Here is a 17,729-nt window from a genome sequence, read left to right on the forward strand (position 1 = left end):
GGTGCGTCATCGGGGGCGGTCCTTCGTCAGAAGAGGAAGTAGCGCTGTGCCATGGGCAGCTCCGCGGCGGGGGCCGGTTCCACGACCTCGCCGTCGATGCTGACGGTGAAGGTGTCGGCGTCGACCTCGACCCTCGGCATGGCGTCGTTGTTGCGCATGTCCGTCTTGCTCGTCTTGCGGGTGCTCTCGATGGCGGTGAACTGCTTGGCGAGGCCGAGCCGTTCGGGCAGGTGGTCGTCGAGGGCGGCCTGCGAGGTGAAGTTGAGCGAGTTCAGGCCGGGTGCGCGGCCGATGGCGCCGTACATGGGGCGGGGCAGGACCGGCTGGGGGGTGGGGATGGAGGCGTTGGCGTCGCCCATCTGCGCGTACGCGATCTGGCCGCCCTTGACGACGACCTCGGGCTTGACGCCGAAGAAGGCCGGGTTCCACAGGACCAGGTCGGCGAGCTTGCCCACCTCGACCGAGCCGATCTCGCGGGCGAGGCCCTGGGCCACGGCGGGGTTGATCGTGTACTTGGCGACGTAGCGGCGGGCGCGGTGGTTGTCGGCCGGGCCGTCGCCGGGCAGGAAGCCGCGCCGCTTCTTCATCACGTGGGCGGTCTGCCAGGTGCGCAGCACGACCTCGCCGACCCGGCCCATGGCCTGGGAGTCGGAGGAGATGATGGAGATGGCCCCGAGGTCGTGGAGGACGTCCTCGGCGGCGATGGTGGAGGGCCGGATCCGGGACTCGGCGAAGGCGAGGTCCTCGGGGACGGCCGGGTTGAGGTGGTGGCAGACCATCAGCATGTCGAGGTGTTCCTCGACGGTGTTGACGGTGTGCGGCCGCGTGGGGTTGGTGGAGCTGGGCAGGATGTTTGGCTCGGAGACCACGGTGATGATGTCGGGGGCGTGCCCGCCGCCCGCGCCCTCGGTGTGGTACGAGTGGATGGTCCGCCCTGCGATGGCGGCGAGGGTGTCGCCCACGAAGCCGGCCTCGTTGAGGGTGTCGGTGTGGATGGCGACCTGGGTGCCGGTCTCGTCGGCGACGGTCAGGCAGGCGTCGATGACGGCGGGGGTGGCCCCCCAGTCCTCGTGGATCTTGAATCCGAGGGCGCCGCCGCGCAGCTGGGAGTACATGCCCTCGCGGGACATGGTGTTGCCTTTGCCGAGCAGGCCGATGTTGACGGGGTAGTGCTCCAGCGCCGCGAACATCCGGGCCAGGTGCCAGGGGCCGGGGGTGACGGTGGTGGCCTTGGAGCCCTCGGCGGGGCCGGTGCCGCCGCCGACGAGGGTGGTGATGCCGGAGGCGAGGGCCTCGTCGACGACGGTCGGCGAGATGAAGTGGATGTGGGTGTCGATGGCGCCGGCGGTGACGATCTTGCCGTTGCCGGCGATGATCTCGGTCTCGGGCCCGATGACGAGGGCGGGGTCCACCCCGTCCATGGTGTCGGGGTTCCCGGCCTTGCCGATGCCGCAGATGCGGCCGTCGCGGATGCCCACGTCGGCCTTGACGATGCCCCAGTGGTCGAGGACGACCACGCCGGTGATCACCGTGTCGGGGGAGCCTTCGGCGCGGGTGGTGCGGGCCTGCCCCATGGACTCCCGGATGACCTTGCCGCCGCCGAACACGGCCTCGTCCCCGGAGCGGCCGGGACCTCCGCTGAGGTCCTGCTCGATCTCGACGAAGAGGTCGGTGTCGGCGAGCCGGATCCGGTCGCCCCGGGTGGGGCCGAAGAGGTCGGCGTACGCCTGGCGCGAGATCTCAGCCATCGAGGGGTCCTCCGGTCTCCCCGCGCAGCCCGGGAACGGTGCGCAGTCCGCCGAGCGGTACGAGTTCCACGGCGACCGGGATGCCCGGCTCGAAGCGGACGGCGGTGCCGGCGGCGATGTTCAGGCGCAGGCCGCGCGCGGCCTGCCGGTCGAAGTCGAGGCCGGGGTTGGCTTCGGCGAAGTGGTAGTGCGAGCCGACCTGGACGGGCCGGTCGGCGGCGTTGAGCACGGTGAGGCGGGTGACGGGGCGGCCTTCGTTGAGGCGCACCGGACCGTCCCCGAAGGCGATTTCGCCGGGGATCATCGGGGTTGTCCTCTTCAGACGATCGGGTCGTGGACGGTGACGAGCTTGGTGCCGTCGGGGAAGGTCGCCTCGACCTGGACGTCGTGGATCATCTCGGGGATCCCCTCCATGACCTCGGCGCGGGTGAGCACCTTGCGGCCGGAGTCCATGAGCTCGGCGACGGTCCGGCCGTCGCGGGCACCCTCGAGGAGGTGGGAGGTGATCAGGGCGATGGCCTCGGGGTGGTTGAGGAGGACCCCGCGCGCCCTGCGCTTCTCGGCCACGTCGGCGGCGACGTGGATCAGCAGTCTCTCTTGTTCGTGTGGTGTCAACTGCACCTGTATCACCAAGCTTCCGGGACAAGATCTCATCGCGCCGTGGCGAACCGTACCGGTCGTCAACACTTTGTTGACCTGCGCATATCCATGCCAAGCATGTCTTGCCCAACGCAGAGCGAGGCTTTCCGTCCCGATCACCGACGCTTTACCGGCCCATGGGTGGCCATTGGCGAAGGGCCGCGGGGCACACCCTAGGGGCGGCACTTTTCCGCCGGGTTAACCCACGTTTCCGGAAGGCACCCGGTTCATCCCGTCGGGGGGCGCGGCGCCGGTTTCGTCATACGATCGCCGGTTGCGCCGGTTCAGCGGCCGCTAACGGTCCCGGCGGGGGCGCCGGCGGGCCAGGGCAGGGCGAGCCACACGGTCTTGCCGCCGTCCTCGGTGGGGCTGACCGACAGCCGGCCGCCCGCTTCCGCCGCCAGCCAGCGGATGATGACCATGCCCCGGCCGTTGTCCTGCTGGACGGCGGCGGGCAGCCGCCTGGGCCAGCGCGGGTGGCTGTCGGTCACGCCGACGCGCAGCCACTCCTCGCGCTCCAGGCGCAGGTCGACGGTGAAGGTCGGCGACTGCCCGAAGGTGTGCTGCACGGAGTTGGTCGCGAGCTCCGAGACGACCAGCCGTACGGTGTCGGCGGTGTCGGCGTCCTCGGGAAGTCCCCAGTCGCTCAGTACCTGCGCGGCGTAGCGGCGGGCGGCGGCAACCGAGACCGGGTCGCTCGGCAGGGTGACGGATGCTTCCAGCTGATCTGCCATGGCGACGTCCCTTTCCCACCGGGACGGAGCCGTCCCGGATCTGCGCTCAGCGCCAGAGTGCCATTCATCCTGCCGCCGTTGCCGCCGTACCCCAAGATATGCATATATCTGTCGCTCAATGCGGTGAACTCTGCTACGGAAGAGCGTATTTGGACGGCAGACTGGTGCGGTCCATGCCGGTGGAAGGAGAGCGGGTATGCAGCACGGTCCCGCGGTGCGCCGGCGCAAGCTTGGCGAGGAACTGCGCGCGCTGCGCGACCGGACCGGGCTCACGAGCGGTGAGGTGGCCCGCATCGTGGGCTGGCACCAGTCGAAGGTCAGCCGGATCGAGACGGGCCGCAGTGGCGTGAAGACACAGGACATCAGGCTGCTGCTCGACGCCTACGGGGACGTGGTGAGTCCCCAGCAACGCGCCCTCCTGGAGGCCCTGGGCGCGTCGGCGGCCGGACCCGCGGCGGGGGGCGAGGAGGCGCGCGGGCCCCAGTGGTGGCACGACTACCGGGGCCTGCTGCCGCAGGAGTACCGGGACTTCATCAGCCTGGAGGCGGGGGCCCGCTCGGCCCGGACGGTGGAACTCTCGGTGGTGCCCGGCCTGTTGCAGACCGCGGACTACGCCCGGGCCGTGACCCGGGCCGCGCTCGGCGGGCTGCCGGAGCCGAAGGTGGACGCTCTGGTCGACGTACGGCTGGCCCGGCAGGCGGTGCTCCGGGCGGATCCCCCGCTGGAGCTGAGCGCCGTCCTGGACGAGGCGGTGCTGCGGCGGCAGATCGGCGGGCCGGGGGTGATGCGGAAGCAGCTGCGGCACCTGGTGGAGGTCGCACGGCTGCCCCAAGTGCACCTCCAGGTACTGCCGTTCACGGTGGGGGGCCATCTCGGCCTGACCGGACCGTTCGTCATTTTCTCATTTCCGAACATCGCCGATCTGGATGTAGTGGTGCTCGACCATTTGACGAGTAGCCTCTATCTGGAGCGGAAGGAAGACCTTGAGGCGTACAGCGCCGCGTTCCGCACCATCCAGGCGCACGCCCTCCCGCCCCGTGACTCGACGGACCTCATCAGCTCACTCGCTGAGGACGCGTAAGGAGGCACCCCCCGTGTCCGCAACCCCCTTATCCACCGGCGGACTTCTGTACAGCGCGCGGTGGCGGCGGAGCAGCCGCAGCACCGGAATGAACAACTGCGTGGAAGCGGCCGCCCTCGACGGCGGCCTGCTGGCCGTCCGCGACTCCAAGCGGGCGGACGGCCCGGCCGTGCTCTTCACCGGGCCGGCCTGGGACGGCTTCCTCGCCTCCGTACGGATGGACGTGCCCGTATGACGTCCTACCGCTGAAACGGTTCCGTGGCCCCGGCCGGAGCGGTCCGCAGGACCGTGCCGACGGCCCGTCCGATCTCGTCCCCCGTGAGGTCGGCCCGAGCCGTCAGCCGCAGCCGGGAGATGCCGTCCGGCACCGACGGCGGGCGGAAGCACCCCACGGACAGTCCCTCCTCGCGGCAGTCGGCGGCCCAGCGCAGTGCTGCCGCGGCCGACGGGGCCCGTACCGACACCACGGCCGCGTCCGGCCTGGCCGCGGTCAGGCCGGACGCGGTGAGCCGCCCGTACAGCTCGGCGGCCACCTCCCGGACCCGGGCCGCGCGCTGCGGCTCCCTTGCGAGCAGGCGCAGGCTCGCCAGCGCCGCGCCCGCGGCGGCCGGGGCGAGCCCGGTGTCGAAGATGAACGCGCGGGCGGTGTTGACCAGGTGCCGGATCACCTTGGCCGGCCCCAGGACGGCTCCGCCCTGACTGCCCAGCGACTTCGAGAGGGTCATCGTCGCGACCACCCCCGGCGCGCCCGCGAGCCCGGCGGCGTGCAGGGCGCCCCGGCCCCCCTCGCCCAGCACCCCGAGCCCGTGCGCGTCGTCCACGACCAGGGCCGCGCCCGCTTCCCGGCAGGCGGCGGCGTAGGCGGCGAGCGGGGCGGCGTCCCCGTCGACCGAGAACACCGAGTCGGTCACCAGCAGGGCGCGGCCCGCGTGCCCGGCGAGGGCCTTGCGGACCTGCTCCACGTCGCCGTGCGGGGTCACCTCGACCTCCGCGCGCGAGAGCCGGCAGCCGTCGACGATGGAGGCGTGGTTCCCGGCGTCGGAGACGACCAGCGTGCCCCGGCCGCTCAGCGCGGTCACCGCGGCGAGGTTCGCGGCGTATCCGGACGAAAGCACCAGAGCCGCCTCGAAACCGGCGAAAGCGGCCAATTCCCGTTCCAGGGTGGTGTGCAGCTCGGTCGTCCCCGTGACCAGCCGCGATCCGGTGGCCCCCGCGCCCCAGCGCTCGGCCGCCGCACAGGCGCCGCGGACGGTCTCGGGGTGGCGGGAGAGCCCGAGGTAGTCGTTGCTCGCGAGGTCCAGGAGGGGGGAGTCGGCCGGGCGCGGGCGCAGGGTCCGTACCAGTCCCGCCTCCTCGCGCCGCCGCTCCGCGCCGTCGATCCAGGCGAAGACGTCCTCGGGCTGCGGGCTGGGCTGGGTCATCGGCGGTCCTCGCGTCGCGTCTCGCGATGTGTCTCGCGTTTTGTCGGCAGTCGACAGATCTGCTCGACCCTATCCGGACGTGACCCGAGGGGCCTGTGTGGCGATCCACACACTCCCTTCCGGCCATGTTGTCCGATCTCTCCTTGGCCGGGAGTGGTCGCGTGGGACAGGATCGGGCGCATGGACCTGCTGAACACCCTGGTGGACAAGGGGCTGCGGCGCGAGCTGCCGACCCGCGAAGAGGCGCTCGCCGTGCTGGCGACCTCCGACGACGAACTGCTCGACGTGGTGGCCGCTGCCGGCAAGGTGCGCCGCCAGTGGTTCGGGCGTCGCGTCAAGCTGAACTACCTGGTCAACCTGAAGTCGGGGCTCTGCCCCGAGGACTGCTCGTACTGCTCCCAGCGCCTGGGGTCGAAGGCCGAGATCCTCAAGTACACGTGGCTGAAGCCGGACGAGGCCTCGCAGGCCGCGGCGGCCGGCGTCGCCGGCGGTGCCAAGCGGGTCTGTCTCGTGGCCAGCGGCCGCGGTCCGACGGACCGCGACGTGGCCCGCGTCGGCGAGACGATCGCCGCGATCAAGGAGCAGAACGAGGGCGTGGAAGTGTGCGCCTGTCTGGGCCTGCTCTCCGACGGCCAGGCCGAGAAGCTGCGCGACGCGGGTGCGGATGCCTACAACCACAACCTCAACACCTCCGAGGCCACGTACGGGCAGATCACCAAGACGCACACCTACGCGGACCGCGTCGACACCGTGCAGAAGGCGCACGCGGCGGGCCTGTCGGCCTGCTCCGGCCTGATCGCCGGCATGGGCGAGAGCGACGAGGACCTCGTCGACGTCGTCTTCTCGCTGCGCGAGCTGGACTCCGACTCCGTGCCGGTCAACTTCCTGATCCCCTTCGAGGGCACCCCGCTGGCCAAGGAGTGGAACCTCACCCCGCAGCGCTGCCTGCGGATCCTGTCGATGGTCCGGTTCGTCTGCCCCGACGTGGAGGTCCGCATCGCCGGCGGCCGCGAGGTGCACCTGCGCTCGATGCAGCCGCTCGCGCTGCACGTGGCCAACTCGATCTTCCTCGGCGACTACCTCACCAGTGAGGGCCAGGCCGGCCAGGCCGACCTCGACATGATCGCGGACGCCGGCTTCGAGGTGGAGGGCGCCGGCACCACCACCCTGCCCGCGCACCGCGCGGACGCTGCATCGGCCGCGGCGCACGCGGGCGGGGTGTGCGGCTCGTCCGCGGGCGCCGGCTGCGGGCCGGCGGCGGACGCCGAGGCCCCCGGCTGCGGTTCGGCCTGCGGCGGCTGCGCCGGGCACGCGGAGGAGGCCCCCGCCCGGGAGGCCGCTCCGGCCCAGGCCGAGCCGGGCGAGGTGCGTCCGGACCTGGTGGCGGTGCGCCGCCGCGGAGCGGGGACGGATCTCGCCCCCAATGCGTGACCCGTACCCCCTCCACGACCCGCTCGACCCCGCCTCGTCCACGGCCGGCCTGCTGGCCCTGGACCGACAGCACGTCTGGCACCCGTACGGCCCGATGCCCGGGCGGCAGGAGAACCTCGTGGTCTCCTCCGCCTCGGGGGTCCGGCTGCGGCTCGCCGCCCCGGCGCAGGGGCGGGAGGAGCTGGTCGACGGGATGTCCTCGTGGTGGTCGGCCATCCACGGCTACAACCACCCGGTGCTCAACGAGGCGGCCACCGCCCAGCTGGGCCGGATGTCGCACGTGATGTTCGGCGGGCTCACCCACGAGCCCGCCGTCCGGCTGGCCGACCGGCTGGTGGAGATCACCCCGCCCGGGCTGGAACACGTCTTCCTCGCCGACTCCGGGTCGGTGTCCGTCGAGGTCGCCGTCAAGATGTGCCTGCAGTACTGGCGTTCGCTGGGCCGGACGGGCAAGACCCGGCTGCTGACCTGGCGCGGCGGCTACCACGGCGACACCTGGCAGCCGATGTCCGTCTGCGATCCCGAGGGCGGCATGCACGAGCTGTGGCAGGGCCACCTGCCCCGGCAGGTCTTCGCGGACGCGCCGCCCGGGGACTTCGACTCCCCCGTGGACCCCGCGTACACGGACCACCTGCGCTCGCTGGTCGCCGCGCACGCCGACGAGCTGGCCGCGGTGGTCGTCGAGCCGGTGGTGCAGGGCGCGGGCGGCATGCGCTTCCACAACCCGGGCTACCTGCGGGTGCTGCGGGAACTGTGCGACGAGTTCGGGGTGCTGCTGGTCCTGGACGAGATCGCGACGGGCTTCGGCCGTACCGGCGCGCTGTTCGCGGCGGACCATGCGGGGATCACCCCGGACGTGATGTGCCTCGGCAAGTCCCTGACCGGCGGCTACCTCACGCTCGCCGCCACCCTGTGCACCGGGAAGGTCGCCGACGGCATCTCGCAGGGCGAGGTGCCGGTGCTCGCGCACGGGCCGACCTTCATGGGCAACCCGCTCGCCACGGCCGTGGCCCTGGCCTCCGTCGACCTGCTGCTCGGCCAGGACTGGGCGGGCGAGGTCAAGCGGATCGAGGCGGGGCTGCGCGAAGGGCTGGCGCAGGCCTCGGGACAGCCGGGGGTGAAGGACGTACGGGTGCTGGGCGCGATCGGCGTGATCCAGCTCGACCACCCGGTCGACGTCTGGGCGGCCACCCGGGCCTCGGTCCGGGAGGGCGTGTGGCTGCGCCCGTTCCGCGACCTGATCTACACGATGCCCCCGTTCGTCACCGGCGACGCCGACGTCGCCCGTATCTGCCGTGCGGCCGTCGCCGCGGCCCGGGAGGGCTGAGATGTCCGTGATCGTCGTGTCCGGTACGGGCACGGAAATCGGCAAGACCGTGGTCACCTCCGCCATCGCGGCGGCCGCGGTGGCCGCCGGGCTCTCGGTGGCGGTGCTCAAGCCCGCGCAGACCGGTGTGGGAGCGGACGAGCCGGGTGACGCGGCCGAAGCCGTACGCCTCGCCGGGCCGGGCGTGACCGCGCGGGAACTGGTCCGCTACCCCGAGCCGCTGGCGCCGGACACCGCCGCTCGGCGCTCCGGGCTGGCGACGCTGGCTCCGTCGCGGATCGCCGAGGCGGCCGCCGAGCTGGCCGGTTCGCACGAGCTGGTGCTGGTCGAGGGCGCGGGCGGGCTGCTGGTCCGCTTCGACGAGGAGGGCCACACGCTGGCCGACGCGGCGCGGCTGCTGGAGGCACCGGTGCTGGTGGTGGCCCCTGCGGGGCTGGGCACGCTCAACTCCACGGCCCTGACCGCGGAGGCCCTGAGCGCACGGGGGCTGCGCGGGCTCGGGGTGGTGGTGGGCAGCTGGCCCGACTCCCCCGACCTGGCTTCCCGCTGCAACCTGGCCGACCTGCCGAAGGTCTCCGGCCTGCCCCTGCTGGGCGCCGTCCCGCAGGGCTCGGGCACCCTGGCCCCGGCGGCCTTCCGCGAGGCCGCCCCGGGCTGGCTGGCCCCGGACCTGCACGGCACCTGGTCGGCGGAGTCCTTCCTGGCCGCCTGGCCGGCCTGAGGGACGGACGCCCCGGGGCCCGGCGGGGCTCCTGCCCGGGATCCCGGGCCCGGACATGGCCGCCTGGCCGGCCTGAGGGGCGGACACCCGGGGGCCGGGCGGGGCTCCTGCCCGGGGATCCCGCCCCGGACCTGGCCGCCTGGGCCGGCCCGAGGGACGGACGCCCCGGGGCCTCGCGGGGCGTTCGTGCCCGGGGTCCCGGGCGCGGGCGGGCCGGTCGTGCTGCCGCGGAGTGCGGCACGCGCGGGCCGGGCGGTTTCGCGGCCCGGCGGGGCGGGGAACAGGCCGGGAGGGCACATGTGCGCCCGTGTGTCCGCCCGCCAGCCCCCGACGCGCGCCCGGAGGCCGTCCCATGCCCGCCCACGCCCCCGATCCGGTCCACCACCCCTGCTTCGCCCGGTTCTACGCCCGCGCCAGCACCGCCGCCGAGACCCGCGCCGGAATCGGGGCGCTGCGCGAGGAACTGCTGCGGGGGGTGTCCGGCCGCGTCATCGAGATCGGGGCCGGCAACGGCCTGAACTTCGCGCACTACCCCCGCACGGTCTCCGAGGTCGTCGCGGTCGAGCCGGAGCGCACGCTGCGCCGGCTCGCGGCGGCCGCCGCCCTGCGTGCCGAGGTGCCGGTGGACCTGGTACCGGGTGTCGCCGAGGCCCTGCCGGTCAAGAGCGAGGCCTTCGACGCCGCCGTCGCCTCGCTGGTGCTGTGCACCGTACGGAACCTGCCGCGAGCCCTCAGCGAACTGCACCGGGTCCTGCGCCCCGGCGCCGAGCTGCGGTTCCTGGAGCACGGGATCGCCCCCGGGCCCGGGATGGCCTCGGTGCAGCGGGCGCTGGACAGGACGGTGTGGCCCCGCCTGTTCGGAGGGTGCCACACCGCCCGCGACCCGCTCGCCGCGATCGAGGCGGCCGGGTTCCGGATCACCGCGCACCGCTCCTTCCGGCTACCGGAGCGCGGCCCGTCCCTCCCGACCTCGTACTGCGTCATCGGCTCGGCCCGCCGCTCGGACGACTAGAAGACTGATGAAGATGTTGGGTTCTGGCCCCGCCGCGTCAGCGGTGGGGCCAGACTCGTGTTGTGGTTCAAGGGGAGTGGGTCGGGGAGACGGTCGGACCTGATGTGTGGGCGACGTGCCGGGAGTTGATTCCGGCTGGGAGTGTGTTCGCGTTCCTGGCCGAGCACCGTGGCCGGTTGTTCCCCGCGGCGATGTTCGCGGACATGTATCCGTCGGCGAACGGGCGGCCGTCCATGCCGCCGCAGATTCTGGCCGCGGCGATCACATTGCAGGCCCTGCACGGCATGTCGGACTTCGAGACGGTCCAGGAACTGCGGTGTGACCTGCGGTGGAAGGCCGCGTGCGGGCTGGGACTGCATGACACCGCGTTCGACCCGTCGCTTCTGGCGTACTTCCGGCGCCGGCTGGCCCGCTCCACCAGCCCGAACCGGGCCTTCGAGGCCGTGCGGGAGGTCGTGAAGGCCACCGGTGTCCTCAGGGGCAAGCACCGGCGGGCACTGGACTCCACCGTGCTGGACGACGCGGTCGCCACCCAGGACACCGTCACCCAGATCATCGGCGCCATCCGGGTGGTGATCCGGGAAGTCCCCGGCGGCGCCGAGGCTGCCGCCGCGCAGTGCACCGCCCACGACTACACCGACCCGGGCAAACCCCGCATCACCTGGAACGATGCCCAGGCACGAGCCAACCTGGTCGACGCGCTCGTCGGCGACGCGGTCAGACTGCTCGGGCATCTGCCCGAGCAGGAACTGGGCGAGAAGGCAGCGAACGCGGTCGGCATCCTCGCGCTGGTCGCCGGGCAGGACGTGGAACCGGCCGAGGACTCCGACGGCCGTGACGGCCGCTGGCGCATCACCCAAGGGACCGCCCCGGACCGGATGATCTCCACCGTCGACCCCGAGTCCCGGCACATCCACAAGACCCGCTCCCATCAGCAGGACGGATACAAGGCCCACCTCGCCGTCGAGCCGGAGACCGGGTTATACACCGCCGTCGCCCTGCGGCCCGGGGCCGGGCCAGAGCACCACGAGGCAGCCGTCGGCCTTGAACTGCTGGCCGAGGAGGACACCCCGGTGGACGCCTTCGGTGACACCGCCTACTCCACCGGCGACGCCCGCCAGGCCCTCGAAGAGGCCGGACACCGGCTGTTCCTCAAACCCGCCCCGCTGCGGCCGGCCGTTCCAGACGGCTTCACCCTCGACGACTTCGCCATCGACACCTCGGCCGCCACCGTGACCTGCCCCCAAGGCCACACCGTCGGCCTGTCCGAGCCCGGCGGCCGCCACCACCAGCGCAGGGCCGTCTTCGGGAACGTGTGCACCCGATGCCCGCTGCGTGAGCAGTGCACCAAGGCCAAAGCCGGACGCGTCCTGACCATCCGCCCCCACCATAATCTGCAGGCCGCGGCCCGCCGCCAGGCCGCCACCGACCCCGCCTGGCAGGCCGACTACCGCCGCTGGCGGCCACCAGTCGAACGTGCCGTCGCCTGGCTCGTCCACCACGGCAACCGCCGACTCCGCTACCGGGGCACCATCAGCAACAACGCCTGGCTCCACACCCGAGCAGCCGCCCTCAACCTCCGCCGCCTGATCAACCTCGGACTCACTCACACAGGCGGCACCTGGCGCCTCGCACCGGCCATCACATAACCAGAGGGGCCGCCCGGCCTACGGCCGGACGGCCCCTCAACAAGATCTTCATCAGTCTTCTAGTGTCCTGAGTCGGTAATTCGTCGGCAGTACGAGGCGAGGGATTCGAGGATCTGGTCGGCAGTCTTGGTCCAGATGAACGGCTTGGGGTCTTCGTTCCATGAGTCGATCCAGGTGCGGATGTCCTTCTCCAGCGCCTGGACCGACTTGTGGACTCCTCGCCGTATCCGCTTGTTCGTCAGCTCGGCGAACCACCGCTCGACCAGGTTCAGCCAGGACGAGCTGGTGGGCGTGAAGTGCATGTGGAACCTGGGATGGGCCAGCAGCCACTTCTTGACCGCCGCGGTCTTGTGGGTCGCGTAGTTGTCGCAGATCAAGTGGACCTGGAGTCCGGCAGGGATCTCCTTGTCGAGCTTGTTCAGGAACTTCCTGAACTCCTCGGCCCGGTGCCGGCGGTGGAGGGACCCGATCACCTTGCCGGTGGCCGCGTCGAAGGCCGCGAACAGCGTGGTGGTGCCAGCGCGGACGTAGTCGTGACTGGCCCGCTCGGGCACCCCGGGCATCATCGGCAGCACCGGCTGGGACCGGTCCAGCGCCTGGATCTGCGACTTCTCGTCCACACACAGCACCAGCGCCCGCTCCGGCGGATCGAGATACAGCCCCACCACGTCATGGACCTTGTCGACGAAGAACGGGTCCGTGGATAGCTTGAACGTCTCGGACCGGTGCGGCTGCAAGCCGAAAGCCCGCCACACCCGGGAAACGGTCGACTGCGACAGCCCGGTCTTCTTCGCCATCGACCGGGTCGACCAGTGCGTGGCGTTCTCCGGCTTCGACTCCAGCGTCCGGGCGATCAGATCGGCGACCTGCTCGTCCATCACCGTGCGGGGCCGGCCCGGACGCGGCTCGTCCGACAACCCGTCGAGACGGTCCGCCAGGAAACGCTTACGCCACTTCGAGACGGTGTCGCGGGACACCCCGACCCGCTCCATCACCGCACGCGTCGACACGGGAAAGCCGTCCTCCCCGACATCGTCACAGGCCAGGATCACACGGGCCCGCATCGCCATGTCCTGCGCGGACTTACGCCGCCGCACCCACCCCTCCAACACTGATCGCTCAGCATCAGTCAAATCCAGCGGCGCAAGCTTCGGTCCCGGGCGCGTCATGCCTCAACTATATGGAAATTTAAGACTCAGGACACTAGGGCCTGTCTGACAATTCGCGCCGGATCAGCCCTGGGCCAGGCTGATCTGGTCGTTGAAGACCACCCACTTCTGCCCCTGGTCGGCCTGGTCGCAGGGCTTCGTGGCGACGCTGGGGTTCCCCCAGGCGTTGGCGAGGCAGTAGGCGGGGGCGAAGGTGAGGGAGATCCCCTGGCCCGAGACGTTCCAGTACTGGCCCTGGTCGTTGGGGTTGCACGGCTTCGTGCTCACCTGCGTGCTGTTCCAGGTGTTGGCCAGACAGTAGGCGCGGGCGCCGGCGAGGGAGATCTGGTTGCCGGAGACGGTCCAGTGCTGGCCCTGGTCGTTGGCGTCGCAGGGCTTCGAGGAGATGTTCGGGGTCCCCCAGGCGTTGGCGAGGCAGTACCGGCCGGGGACGGCAGCCTGCTGGACGGCGCCCGCCCCACCGGCCGGGAGCAGGGAGGCCGTCAGGGCCAGGGCGGCGAGGGCGACGGTCTTGCGGAAGGAGATTCCCATGATGCGGATTCCATTCTCGAAGGCAGGCCGGAGCGGTGGGCACACGACCGGAATGAGGGTGGTTCGGCGCGGATCCGAGCGCAGGGAAATTGATATCAGCGATCACCCGACGGTTGACGAAATCCGCCCGCCCTGCCACCCGAACCGCCCAGTCCCCGGATCATCCGATGATCACCGATCATGGCTCCCATCTGGGATTCCTTTTCGTCACGCCCCCGACCTGCGACGTCCCACCCGCCGAAACGTTCCGGATATCCGGCTCCCCCATAATCCCGACGCCCGGATGCGAGCGATATCGAGCCAATATCCCCAGAATAAACGGTCAGGCATTGTGGAATGTGGCCGAAAATCCCTTACGCGCCGGCCAGCGGCTTGACCCACCGGGTCCAGACCTCCTCCGGGTGGTAGCCGGCCGCGTCCCACGCGCCGTGGGCCTGCTCGTTCCCGTCGAGCACCATCGCGTCGGCGCGCCGGCCGCCCAACTCCACGAACCGGGCCTCGGCGGCGGCCAGCAGCGCCGACCCGATCCCCCGCCGGCGGTGGGCCGGGTGGACCGCGAGGCGGTACAGGTGGCAGCGCCAGCCGTCGAACCCCGCGATCACGGTGCCGACGAGCTCCCCGTCGCGCCAGGCGAGCAGCAGGGCCTGCGGGTCGCGGGCGTGCAGCCGCTCGACCCCGGCCAGGTCGTCGCTGATGCTCGTGCCCTTGGCGGCGGTCTTCCAGAAATCCAGTACGGCGGGCAGGTCCGCGGCGGACGCCGGCCCGAGATGAAGATCGTCCATGCGGCGATCCCACCACCCGCGCACCCTGGGCCAAAAGGAGGAGCCATCGCCTTTGCCTTTCCTTTACCATGTGGTCAGGGTCCCTGCCGGACCCCGGCCCCCGGACCCCCGTCCGAGCCCTCCCGACCGAAAGGTGTGAGCGTCCGCCCATGGGCGAGCCTCCCAGTACCCGGCATTCCGCAACGCGACATCGCGCGGTACCCCTCCCCCTGGCCGATCATGGGACGGAGGTGATCGACCGATGACCGAAGTGCTCCTGCTCGTCGTGGCACTGCTGCTCTGCGTTGCCTGTGGGGTCTTCGTCGCCGCCGAGTTCTCGCTGACCACCGTCGAGCGCAGCGAGCTCGAACGGGCCGTCGAGCGCGGCGAGCGCGGCGCGGACAGCGCCCTGGCCGCCGTCCGCAGCCTGACCTTCCAGCTCTCCGGCGCCCAGCTCGGCATCACCGTGACCGGCCTGGTCATCGGCATGATCTCCAAGCCTTCGATCGCCGCCCTGCTCGCGGGCCCCTTCAAGGCCGTGGGCCTGTCGGCCGCGGCCGCTTCCTCCACCGCCCTGGTGCTCGGCACCGTCCTGTCGACGGTGGTGCTGATGGTCGTCGGCGAGCTGGTCCCCAAGAACTGGGCGATCTCCTCCCCCCTGGCCGTCGCCAAGCGCGTGGCGACCATGCAGCGGGTGTTCAGCCGCGCCTTCAAGCCGCTGATCAGCCACCTCAACACCACCGCCAACCACCTGGTCCGGCGGCTGGGCCTGGAGCCCGCCGAGGAGCTCGCCTCGGCGCGCAGCCCCGAGGAGCTGGTGGCCCTGGCCCGGCACTCCGCCAAGGCGGGCGCGCTGGAGAAGGACACGGCCGAGCTGTTCGTGCGGACCCTGAACCTGGCCGACCTGACCGCCGAGAACGTGATGACCCCGCGCGTGCAGGTCACCGCCCTGGACGTGCAGACCACCGCCGAGGACGTGGCCAACGCGACCATGGCCACCGGCCTGTCCCGCTTCCCCGTCTACCGGGGCAGCCTCGACACCGTCGTCGGCACGGTCCACATCAAGGACGTCCTGGCCCTGCCCGCCGAGGAGCGCCACCGCCACCCGGTGTCGCAGCTGCTGCGCGAGCCGCTCCTGGTACCGGAGTCGCTGACCGTCGACCGGCTGCTGGACCGGCTGTCCGGCAGGCAGACGATGGCCGTCGTGATCGACGAGTACGGCGGCACGGCCGGCGTGGCCACCCTGGAGGACATCGTCGAGGAGGTCGTCGGCGAGGTGCGCGACGAGCACGACCCGCACGAGACCTCCGACCTCGCCCCGGCCGGCACGGACGAGTCCGGCCGCGCTCTGTACTCGGCCGACGGCGCCGCCCGCACCGACCAGCTCCGGCGGATCGGCCTGCGGGTGCCCGAGGGCCCGTACGAGACCCTGGCCGGGCTGATAGCCGCCGAGCTGGGCCGGATCCCGGCCGTCGGCGACCGGCTGGAACTGGACGGCTGGCGGCTGGACGTGGTCGACGCGAGCGGTCGACGCGCCGCCCGCGTCCTGCTCCACGCGCCGACGGAGACGCCCGGCGAAGAGGCCCCGGAGGGGGAGCGATGACCGCGATCCAGCTGCTGATCGGCCTGGCGACCCTGGTCGTCAACGCCTTCTTCGTCGGCGCGGAGTTCGCGCTGATCTCGGTCCGGCGCAGCCAGATCGAGCCGTCCGCCGAACAGGGCGACCGGCGGGCCCGTGCGGTCGTCTGGGGCCTGGAGCACGTGTCGGCGCTGATGGCTGCGGCCCAGCTGGGCATCACGCTGTGCACCCTGGTGCTGGGCGTGGTGGCCGAGCCGGCCATCGCGCACCTGCTGAGCCCGCTGCTCGACGCCGTCGGGGTCCCCTCCGGGGTGACCCACGCGATCTCCTTCGTGATCGCGCTGGCCCTGGCCACCTACCTGCACATGCTCTTCGGCGAGATGGTGCCCAAGAACGTGGCGCTGGCCGAGCCGGTGCGCACCGCCCTGCTGCTGGGGCCGCCGCTGGTGGCCATGACCCACGCGCTCAAGCCGGTGATCTTCGCGATCAACGCCTTCGCCAACACCCTGCTGAGGCTGCTGCGGGTGGACGCGAAGGGCGAGGTCGCGGCCACGTTCTCGGACGACGAGCTGGCCCGGATGGTGAAGGACTCCAGCGACGCCGGGCTGATCGACGACCGGGCGAGCGAGCGACTGCACGACGCCCTGGAGCTGGGGCGGCGTCCGGTCGCCGATGTGGTGCTGCCCGTGGACCGGGTGGTCACGGCCCGGCAGGGCATCACCGCCGCCGGGCTGGAAGGGCTGTCGGCCGAGTCGGGCTACTCCCGCTTCCCGGTCGTCGACGGGCAGCGGCGGATCCTGGGCTACCTGCACGTCAAGGACGCCCTGGACGTGGTGGAGCGGGCCGAGCCCTTCCCGGTGTCCGCACTGCGGCCGATCGCCCAGGTGCGGGCGGAGACCCCGCTGGACGACGTGCTGACCGCCATGCGGGCCAGCCGTACCCACCTGGCGGCGGTCCTGGGGGCGGACGGGGCCATGACGGGGCTGGTGACGATGGAGGACGTGCTGCGCGAGCTGTTCGGCAAGCCGGCCTCCGCTTAGCCCCGCCGGGGCGTAGCCCCGCCGGCCCGGGCGCTGCGGTGCCCGGCCCGGCGGGGCCGGGGTACCGCGCGGTAGCATCGCTGCGCCATGGGGATGAATGTGTCTTACACCAGTTTCGTCGCGGTCGGCGACTCCTTCACCGAGGGCATGTCCGATCTGCTCCCGGACGGCTCCTACCGGGGCTGGGCCGATGTCCTGGCCGCCCGGCTGGCGGCCCGCGAGCCGGGCTTCCGCTACGCCAACCTCGCGGTGCGCGGGAAGCTGATCGGGCAGATCGCCGAGGACCAGGCGCCCGCCGCCGCGGCGATGGGCGCGGACGTGGTGACCCTGGTCGGCGGCCTGAACGACGCCCTGCGGCCGAAGGTCGACATGGGGCGGGTCCGGGGCCACCTGGAGGCCGCCGTGGAGGTGCTGGCGCCCTCCTGCGGGCGCCTGGTCCTGATGCGCTCGCCGGGCCGGCACGGTCCGGTGATGGAACGCTTCCGGCCGCGCATGGAGGAGCTCTTCGGCATCCTCGAGGAGCTGGCCGCTCGCCACGGGGCGCTGCTGGTGGACCTGTACGGGGCGCCCGTGCTCGGGGACCCGCGCCTGTGGGACGCCGACCGGCTGCACCTGACGGCCGAGGGGCACCGCCGGGTCGCGGAGGCCGTCTGGCAGGCCCTGGGCCTGCCCGCCGAGGACGACTGGACGGCGGCCCTGCCGCCCGCCTCCGCCCCCGGCTGGGGCGTGCGGCGCACCGAGGACCTGCGCTTCGCGAAGCGGCACCTGCTGCCCTGGATCGGCCGGCGGCTGACGGGACGCTCCTCGGGCGACGGCCGCCCCCCGAAGCGGCCGGAGCTTCTGCCATACCCGGCCTCCCCGCTCTTGTAGCAAGCCACAATTGCGG

18 protein-coding genes are annotated in these 17,729 nt (G+C 72.2%); 10 read left to right on the forward strand and 8 right to left on the reverse strand.

The window, feature by feature from the left end; translation table 11 throughout:
- Positions 1-26: 26 nt before the first annotated feature.
- From BX286_RS06900 to BX286_RS06915, 4 genes are all read right to left on the reverse strand, one after another.
- Complete coding sequence (locus BX286_RS06900; protein WP_079424692.1) at positions 27-1,748, reverse strand: urease subunit alpha; 1,722 nt, start codon at positions 1,746-1,748, stop codon at positions 27-29.
- Positions 1,741-2,052, reverse strand: coding sequence for an urease subunit beta (locus tag BX286_RS06905; RefSeq protein WP_100865164.1), 312 nt, complete (start codon positions 2,050-2,052; stop codon positions 1,741-1,743). The genes BX286_RS06900 and BX286_RS06905 overlap by 8 nt, the downstream gene beginning before the upstream one ends.
- A gap of 14 nt (positions 2,053-2,066) precedes the next feature.
- Positions 2,067-2,369 carry an urease subunit gamma gene (locus BX286_RS06910; protein ID WP_185117386.1) on the reverse strand — a complete coding sequence of 101 codons (303 nt, stop codon included), beginning with the start codon at positions 2,367-2,369 and terminating at the stop codon, positions 2,067-2,069.
- A 302-nt stretch (positions 2,370-2,671) separates the two neighbouring features.
- Positions 2,672-3,121, reverse strand: coding sequence for an ATP-binding protein (locus BX286_RS06915; RefSeq protein WP_079424696.1), 450 nt, complete (start codon positions 3,119-3,121; stop codon positions 2,672-2,674).
- Positions 3,122-3,317: 196 nt separating this feature from the next.
- Here BX286_RS06915 and BX286_RS06920 point away from each other — a divergent pair, with 196 nt between their 5' ends.
- Positions 3,318-4,202, forward strand: coding sequence for a helix-turn-helix transcriptional regulator (locus BX286_RS06920; protein ID WP_079424698.1), 885 nt, complete (start codon positions 3,318-3,320; stop codon positions 4,200-4,202).
- A gap of 13 nt (positions 4,203-4,215) precedes the next feature.
- Positions 4,216-4,437 carry a DUF397 domain-containing protein gene (locus tag BX286_RS06925; RefSeq protein ID WP_079424700.1) on the forward strand — a complete coding sequence of 74 codons (222 nt, stop codon included), beginning with the start codon at positions 4,216-4,218 and terminating at the stop codon, positions 4,435-4,437.
- Between the two features lie 4 nt (positions 4,438-4,441).
- On the opposite strand, the gene BX286_RS06930 is transcribed toward BX286_RS06925, so the two are convergent.
- Positions 4,442-5,623 carry an 8-amino-7-oxononanoate synthase gene (locus tag BX286_RS06930; protein ID WP_100865162.1) on the reverse strand — a complete coding sequence of 394 codons (1,182 nt, stop codon included), beginning with the start codon at positions 5,621-5,623 and terminating at the stop codon, positions 4,442-4,444.
- A gap of 180 nt (positions 5,624-5,803) precedes the next feature.
- On the opposite strand from BX286_RS06930, the gene bioB reads away from it, so the two are divergent.
- The 5 genes from bioB to BX286_RS06955 all read left to right on the forward strand — a co-directional run bounded on the left by bioB (position 5,804) and on the right by BX286_RS06955 (position 11,763).
- On the forward strand, positions 5,804-7,054 hold the full coding sequence (bioB, locus tag BX286_RS06935; protein ID WP_079424704.1) for a biotin synthase BioB: 1,251 nt from the start codon (positions 5,804-5,806) through the stop codon (positions 7,052-7,054).
- Complete coding sequence (locus BX286_RS06940) at positions 7,047-8,381, forward strand: adenosylmethionine--8-amino-7-oxononanoate transaminase (protein WP_079424706.1); 1,335 nt, start codon at positions 7,047-7,049, stop codon at positions 8,379-8,381. Before bioB ends, BX286_RS06940 begins: the two co-directional genes overlap by 8 nt.
- A gap of 1 nt (position 8,382) precedes the next feature.
- Entirely contained in the window at positions 8,383-9,102 is a 720-nt protein-coding gene (gene bioD / locus BX286_RS06945) for a dethiobiotin synthase (RefSeq protein WP_079424708.1), read from the forward strand.
- A gap of 352 nt (positions 9,103-9,454) precedes the next feature.
- The gene (locus tag BX286_RS06950; RefSeq protein WP_079424709.1) at positions 9,455-10,114 is read left to right on the forward strand and encodes a class I SAM-dependent methyltransferase; all 660 of its coding nucleotides are present in this window, start codon (positions 9,455-9,457) and stop codon (positions 10,112-10,114) included.
- Between the two features lie 104 nt (positions 10,115-10,218).
- Positions 10,219-11,763 carry an IS1182 family transposase gene (locus BX286_RS06955; RefSeq protein WP_121014732.1) on the forward strand — a complete coding sequence of 515 codons (1,545 nt, stop codon included), beginning with the start codon at positions 10,219-10,221 and terminating at the stop codon, positions 11,761-11,763.
- Between the two features lie 59 nt (positions 11,764-11,822).
- On the opposite strand, the gene BX286_RS06960 is transcribed toward BX286_RS06955, so the two are convergent.
- From BX286_RS06960 to BX286_RS06970, 3 genes are all read right to left on the reverse strand, one after another.
- Positions 11,823-12,932: an IS630 family transposase gene (locus BX286_RS06960; protein ID WP_100861852.1), complete on the reverse strand. Its 1,110-nt coding sequence runs from the start codon at positions 12,930-12,932 to the stop codon at positions 11,823-11,825.
- Positions 12,933-12,995: 63 nt separating this feature from the next.
- Complete coding sequence (locus tag BX286_RS06965) at positions 12,996-13,463, reverse strand: ricin-type beta-trefoil lectin domain protein (RefSeq protein ID WP_121014733.1); 468 nt, start codon at positions 13,461-13,463, stop codon at positions 12,996-12,998.
- A 353-nt stretch (positions 13,464-13,816) separates the two neighbouring features.
- A complete protein-coding gene (locus tag BX286_RS06970) occupies positions 13,817-14,245 on the reverse strand; it encodes a GNAT family N-acetyltransferase (RefSeq protein ID WP_100865157.1) in 429 nt (142 codons plus the stop codon).
- A 241-nt stretch (positions 14,246-14,486) separates the two neighbouring features.
- Here BX286_RS06970 and BX286_RS06975 point away from each other — a divergent pair, with 241 nt between their 5' ends.
- From BX286_RS06975 to BX286_RS06985, 3 genes are all read left to right on the forward strand, one after another.
- A complete protein-coding gene (locus BX286_RS06975; protein ID WP_100865156.1) occupies positions 14,487-15,827 on the forward strand; it encodes a hemolysin family protein in 1,341 nt (446 codons plus the stop codon).
- Positions 15,824-16,843, forward strand: a complete 1,020-nt coding sequence (locus BX286_RS06980; protein WP_079424716.1) for a hemolysin family protein — start codon at positions 15,824-15,826, stop codon at positions 16,841-16,843. Before BX286_RS06975 ends, BX286_RS06980 begins: the two co-directional genes overlap by 4 nt.
- 87 nt (positions 16,844-16,930) lie before the next feature.
- Positions 16,931-17,713, forward strand: a complete 783-nt coding sequence (locus BX286_RS06985; protein ID WP_079424718.1) for an SGNH/GDSL hydrolase family protein — start codon at positions 16,931-16,933, stop codon at positions 17,711-17,713.
- Positions 17,714-17,729 lie beyond the last annotated feature (16 nt).

The organism is Streptomyces sp. 3211.6, from assembly GCF_003634815.1.
Taxonomy (GTDB): Bacteria; Actinomycetota; Actinomycetes; order Streptomycetales; family Streptomycetaceae; genus Streptomyces; species Streptomyces katrae_A.